Origin of the sequence: Streptacidiphilus anmyonensis (assembly GCF_000787855.1) — a bacterium.
Lineage (GTDB): Bacteria > Actinomycetota > Actinomycetes > Streptomycetales > Streptomycetaceae > Streptacidiphilus > Streptacidiphilus anmyonensis.
Genome location: NZ_BBPQ01000040.1, coordinates 16,478 through 22,357 on the forward strand (window position 1 = coordinate 16,478; position 5,880 = coordinate 22,357).

General features: G+C 73.2%; 6 protein-coding genes. 5 read left to right on the forward strand and 1 reads right to left on the reverse strand.

The window, feature by feature from the left end:
- The 4 genes from TR50_RS27660 to TR50_RS27675 all read left to right on the forward strand — a co-directional run.
- Window positions 1–308 (forward strand): response regulator transcription factor (locus TR50_RS27660; RefSeq protein WP_042427784.1); only part of this gene is annotated, 308 nt, incomplete at its 5' end.
- Window positions 309–415: 107 nt separating this feature from the next.
- Window positions 416–1,234 (forward strand): ABC transporter ATP-binding protein, encoded by an 819-nt coding sequence (locus TR50_RS27665; protein WP_042427787.1) that lies wholly within the window; start codon window positions 416–418, stop codon window positions 1,232–1,234.
- The gene (locus TR50_RS27670) at window positions 1,227–3,344 is read left to right on the forward strand and encodes a YhgE/Pip family protein (RefSeq protein WP_236654615.1); all 2,118 of its coding nucleotides are present in this window, start codon (window positions 1,227–1,229) and stop codon (window positions 3,342–3,344) included. Before TR50_RS27665 ends, TR50_RS27670 begins: the two co-directional genes overlap by 8 nt.
- A 44-nt stretch (window positions 3,345–3,388) precedes the next feature.
- Window positions 3,389–4,015: a TetR/AcrR family transcriptional regulator gene (locus TR50_RS27675; protein WP_042427898.1), complete on the forward strand. Its 627-nt coding sequence runs from the start codon at window positions 3,389–3,391 to the stop codon at window positions 4,013–4,015.
- 39 nt (window positions 4,016–4,054) lie between these two features.
- Here the strand turns inward: TR50_RS27675 and TR50_RS27680 are convergent, their stop codons facing one another.
- The gene (locus tag TR50_RS27680; RefSeq protein WP_236654616.1) at window positions 4,055–4,912 is read right to left on the reverse strand and encodes a ScbA/BarX family gamma-butyrolactone biosynthesis protein; all 858 of its coding nucleotides are present in this window, start codon (window positions 4,910–4,912) and stop codon (window positions 4,055–4,057) included.
- 200 nt (window positions 4,913–5,112) lie between these two features.
- Here TR50_RS27680 and TR50_RS27685 point away from each other — a divergent pair, with 200 nt between their 5' ends.
- Window positions 5,113–5,757 (forward strand): ScbR family autoregulator-binding transcription factor, encoded by a 645-nt coding sequence (locus TR50_RS27685; RefSeq protein ID WP_042427793.1) that lies wholly within the window; start codon window positions 5,113–5,115, stop codon window positions 5,755–5,757.
- Window positions 5,758–5,880 lie beyond the last annotated feature (123 nt).

Genomic DNA, 5,880 nt, shown 5'->3' on the forward strand with positions numbered 1-5,880 from the left:
CCGTGGCCGCCGGCGACGCGGTCGTCGCCCCGGCGATGACCCGTCGTCTCCTCGACGCCTTCACCTCCGGCGCCCCCTCGCGCGAACCCGACACCGACCCCCGCATCGCGGTCCTCTCCCACCGCGAGCGCGAGGTCCTGGAGTCGGTCGCCGAGGGCCTGACGAACAGCGAGATCGCCACACGGCTGGTCCTGTCGGAGTCGACGGTGAAGACCCACGTCAGCCGCGTGCTGTCCAAGCTGGGCGCCCGCGACCGCGTCCACGCCGTGATCATCGCCTACGACGCCGGCCTGGCCCGGCCCGCCTGACCGGCCCGCCTGAATCGCCCCCCTTCGCCCGGAGCGTCTCCCGCAGTGGTACCTTTTTGTACTGACCGGTCAGTTCAAAAGACTGCGGATCAGTGGGAGGGGCGAGGATGGGCGACTACGAAGGCGCCCCCGTCGCGGCGGCGGACCTGGCGTTGCGCGGGCCGCGCGGGGACGTCTACCAGGGCGTCAGTTTCACGGGGGAGCCAGGGCAGTTGGTGGCCCTGGTCGGGGAGAGCGGGTCCGGGCGGACATCGTTGCTGCTGAGCGTCGCGGGCCGGATGCGGCCCAGCGGCGGGGAGGCGACCGTCGCCGGGCTGCCGCTGCCGCGGCGGGCCGCCGCGGTGCGGAAGGTGGTCGCGCTCGGGGCCGTCGCCGGCGTGAACGACCTCGACGGCGGACTGACCGTCGAGGAGCACCTGACCGAGCGGCTGCTGCTGCGCTCCCACGGACGCCGCGCGCACCGGCGCGTCACCGCCGCGATCGACGCGGCCGGGCTGACCCGGGCCGAGCTGCCGCTGCGGGCGGACTCACTCTCCGCACTGCAGGCGTTCCGCACCTCCCTCGCGGCGGCGCTGATCGGACGCCCGCGCGTGCTCGCCGTCGACGACGTCGGCGACCGCCTCTCCGACGCCGAACGCGACGCGGCCTGGGCGACGCTGCGCGCCCTCGCCGACGCCGGGCTCACCGTGCTGGCCACGACCCGCCAGGCCCCGGCCGACGCCAGGGCCGACGTGGTCGTCGCCCTCGGCGAAGCGCACGCGGCCGCACCCGAGTCGGCCACGCCGGAGCCTGCCAGGTCGGCGTCTGCCGGTCCGGAGCCTGCCGGGCCGGAGTCGACCGCACCGCAGTCGGCCCCAGCTCGGTCGAACGGATCCGACACCGAGAACGACACGGCTGACCTGGAAGGCGGCGTCGACGATGAGTGACAGGCTGACCCGTCGGCGCCCGCTGCGCGCCCTCTCCCTCGGCTCGCTCGAGCTGCGCCGCTTCCGGCGCGGCTCGCTGCCGCGCGCCGCCGTCGTCGCGGTGGCGCTGCTGCCGCTGCTCTACGGCGCGCTCTACATCTGGTCGTTCTGGGACCCGTACGGCCACTTCGACCGTCTGCCGGTCGCGATCGTCGACCAGGACCAGGGCGCCGAGGTCGGCGGCAAGGAGCTGAACGCCGGACGCGACCTCACCACCGAGCTGCTGGACCGGCACACCTTCGACTGGCACCAGGTCAGCCCCTCCCGCGCCGACCAGGGGCTGCGCAAGGGCGACTACTACATGACGCTCACCATCCCCGCCGACTTCACCGCGAGGATCGCGACGGGCGGGAGCGACCACCCCGTCGCGGGGCTGCTCCAGGCGCGCAGCAACGACTCCAACAGCTATCTGAGCGGCATCATCGCGAAGTCCGCCTTCTCCGAGATCCGCGCCGCCAGCTCCTCCAGCGCGGTACGCGGCTACCTCGACCAGATCTACATCTCCTTCGGCGACCTGCACGACCAGACCCTCCAGGCGGCGGGCGGCGCGGGCCGGTTGGCGCAGGGCGCGCACACCGCCCAGGGCGGGGCGCAGCAGCTCAGCGGCGGCCTCGGCCAGGCCCGGAGCGCCGGCGGCCGACTCGCGAGCGGGCTCGACCAGCTGCACAGCGGTGCCGTCCAGGCCGCGGCCGGGACCGCGCAGCTGGACCGGATGGTGCACGGCGTCACCGACAAGCTGACGCCGACGCTGCGCGCCCGCGCCGGGGACATCCAGCGGGCCGCACAGGCCGTCGCGACGGCCGCCGGCACCGTGCAGCAGATCGCCACCTCGCTGCCCGCCGACTCGGCCAAGGCCGTGGCGGACGCCAGGGCGGCCGAGGCGCAGCTCCAGCAGGTCTACGACCAGCAGTGCCAGTCGGCACAGCAGGCCGGGGCCGCGGCCGGGACCCCGACGGGAACCGCGTCAGGCGGCAGCGCGGCCGAGTGCGCCGCGCTGCGGACCGCCGTCCAGGCGTCGCAGCGGACCGTCCAGATCGCCGTCGCCGTCGACCAGGCGGTCGCCGCGAACAAGGCGCAGCTGGCCCAACTGGCCTCCGACGCGGGCACCGTGCGCGGCTACGCGAACCAGCTGGCCGCCGACGCGCCCCACCTGGCCGACCAGGTCGACGCGCAGGTGGCGAGGATCGACGAGCTGAACGCGGGCGTCGCCCAGCTCTCCACCGGAAGCGGCCGCCTCGCGACCGGCGCGCACACCCTCGACGACGGGCTCGGCACCCTCGCCTCCGGCGCGGACCATCTCAACTCCGGCCTCTACCAGCTCGCGGGCGGCTCGGACCAGCTGGCGGGCTCGCTCCACGACGGCGCCGCGAAGATCCCGGACCTGAGCGCCCAGGACCGCGCGGACACCACCAGCGTGATGAGCGACCCGGTCCAGCTCGCCCTCGGCACGCTCAACAAGGCCGCCAACTACGGCACCGGGCTGTCCTCGTACTTCATCCCGCTGGCGTTGTGGGTCGGCATGATGGTCGCCTACATGTTGCTGCGCCCGCTGAACAGCAGGCTGCTGGCGGCGGGCATCCCCTCCTGGCGCGCCGCGCTGGCCGGCTGGCTGCCGGCGGTCGCGATCGGCGTCGCGCAGGTCGGGGCACTGCTGGCGGTGCTGCACTTCGCGCTCGGCCTGGACCTGGCCCGCCCGGCGGCGGCGATCGCCTTCCTGCTGCTCACCTCCGCGACCTTCGCGGCCGTGCTCCAGTGCGTCAACGCCGTCTTCGGGACGCGCGGCCGCGTCATCGGCCTGGCGATCCTGATGCTCCAGCTGACCTCGGCCGGCGGCACCTACCCCGTCCAGACCAGCCCCGGCTTCTTCGGCGCGATCCACCCCTACCTGCCGATGACCTGGGTCGTGGACGGCCTGCGCCGCCTGATCAGCGGCGGGGACCTGACCGTGGTGTGGCAGGGCACGGGCGTCCTCGCCGCCTTCCTGGTCGCCTCCCTGGCCGGCACGGTGCTGGCGGCGCGGCGCCGCCAGATGTGGACGGTCGCCGCGCTCCACCCGGAGCTGGTGCTGTGATCCGCGGATCCGCGGATCCGCGCGCGGTGCGGAAGGATGACGCCATGACCCCTCCCCCCAGAACGGCCCGTGCGGGCAGCGGCGGCGGACGCCGCGAGCAGACCCGGCAGAAGCTCTTCGTCGCGGCCCAGCAGCTGATCGCGGAGCAGGGCTTCTCCGCGACCTCGGTGGACGAGATCGCGGAGCGGGCCGGGGTCGCCAAGGGCACGGTCTACTACAACTTCAAGAACAAGAACCAGCTGTTCGAGGAGTTGCTGCGGCACGGCGTCGGCCTGCTCACCGAGGCGCTGCGGGGCGCCTCCGCCGCCCACCCCGGCGCGCCGATCGACCAGCTCGACGCGATGATCCGCGAGGGTCTCGCGTTCATCGAGCAGTACCGCGCGTTCGCACGGCTGCTGCTGTCGGAGCTGTGGCGCACCAACCGCGCCTGGCAGTCCACGCTCACCCTGCTGCGGGAGGAGGCGGTCGCGGTGGTGCGGGGCTCCCTGGACGACGCGGTGGCGTCAGGGGAGCTGCGGGCCGACCTCGACACGGGGTTGGTCGCGGCGGCGGTCTTCGGCATGGTGCTGGTCGTCGCGGTGGACTGGCTGACGTTCCAGCCGGAGCGCAGCCTGGACGACGTGCACGCGGTGCTGTCGACGATGGTGCGCGGCAGGCTCGCCGCGGAGTGACCCGGGCCCTCGGCGGGCCTCGGCGGGCCGCTGCGGGCCTCAGCGGGGCAGCGTGGTCACGGTCGAGGTGAACACGGGGCGGCCGTCCTGGGTGATCTCGACCCGGGTGCGGGCGCGGCCGAGGCCGTCGGGGGCCTCGGGTTCGGCTGTGACCAGGCACGGCCGGTCGAACTCCACGTAGCGGACGAAGGTCGTGTCGAACGCGACGGCGGTGACCGGGCGGCCCATGGCGGCCTGCGCGGCCTGATCCGCCGCCTCCAGCAGCACCATGCCGGGTATGTGGTCGTGCGGGTGGTCGAACAGGACGCCGTGGCCGGTGTCCACGCGCAGCTGCCAGCCGTGGGCGGAGCCCGTCGGCGAGAGCACCACGTCACGGGCGTGGGTGCGCCCGACCAGGCTCGGCGGGACGGGCGGCGTGGGGGGCGCGGCGAGGGCGAAGGCCTCGCGGGCGTTCGCGTAGCGGCCGCGCAGTCGGTCATAGAGCACCGGCGGATGGGTGGTGTAGTGCACCTCGGCGGCGCCGAGCTGAAGTCCGGAGTGCCGCGCCTCGACGCGGGAGGCGAAGTGGGCGGAGCCGAGTCTGCGGCGTCTGACCGACAGGTGCGTCACCAGCAGCGTGACTGTCACCGGCTCCGAAGTGGCCTGCAGCGCCTCGGGGTCGACCGAGAAGTCCACCGACTCCCAGCCGAGCCGGTGGCCGAGCGGGACCTCGTGGACGGCGTGGCTCAGCAGGGCGAGCCCCTGCCGCAGGCTCTCGGTGAAGAGAAGCGGCCGGTGGCGGCCGCCCTCGGTGTAGAACTGGTGCGCCCGGGGCCAGGTCACCGTGACGTGCTGCGTGCTGTCCGAGACCCGGCTCCAGCCGGACACCAGCACTTCTCCAGGGTCACTCTTGCGCACCTGCGTTAGGATTCCGGCAGGTGTTTCCGGCTGAGCATCGATGAGCTGCAGGTTCGCGGTCGTGCACGATGTCATGACGAGTCGTCTCCTCGAGAGTACGTGCTGAACTGCGGCGCACAGGCAGTTGCCTGGCCGCTGCATCCGTCAATAAAATAATGAACACTTTGGTTTTTGGGAAGCACGATCCTTGAGGTGCGCGCATGGCGACTGGGCGGACAGTGAAGCAGGCACGGGCCGAACGGACCCGTGACACCCTGATCCAGGCGGCGGCGGAGGTGTTCGGAGAGCTGGGCTTCGCCGGCGCCAGCATGATGAAGATCGCCGACCGGGCCGGGCTGACGATGGGAGCGGTGTACTTCCACTTCCGGAGCAAGGACGAGCTGGCCCAGTTGCTGGTCCAGGAGCAGCCCAAGCACGTGGTGCCGCCGCACGCGTCCGAGGGGCTTCAGCAGGCCGTGGACATCACCCTCACCTGGGCGTACCGGATGCCGAAGGACCCGATCCTGCAGGCGGGGGCCCGACTGGTGTGGGAGCAGGAGAACTTCGCCTCCCCGCAGGCCAACTCCCACGACCAGTGGACCGAGATCATCTCCGAGGCCCTCCAGGTCGCCCTGACCCGCCGGGAGCTGCGCGCCGGGACCGACGTCGCGACGCTCTCCCGGCTGGTGGTCGACGCCTGTACGGGCGCGCAGATGCGCTCCTACGTCGAGACCTCGGACCGCACCCGGCCCAACCTGCCGCAGCGCGTCGAGGACATGTGGCACTGCCTGCTGCCCGCTTTCGCCGTCCCGAGCGCGGTGAAGCGCATCGAGATGGGCGAAGCGCGCACCCACACAGCGGCCTGACCTCCGCCCCTCATCGTCAACCTGGATTTCCGACAACGGAGTTGGCAGACACCCCGGAGCCCGGGTTACCGTGACGCGCACGCCCCCCGCCGATCGGCGGGGGGGGGGTGAGGGCACTGGGGG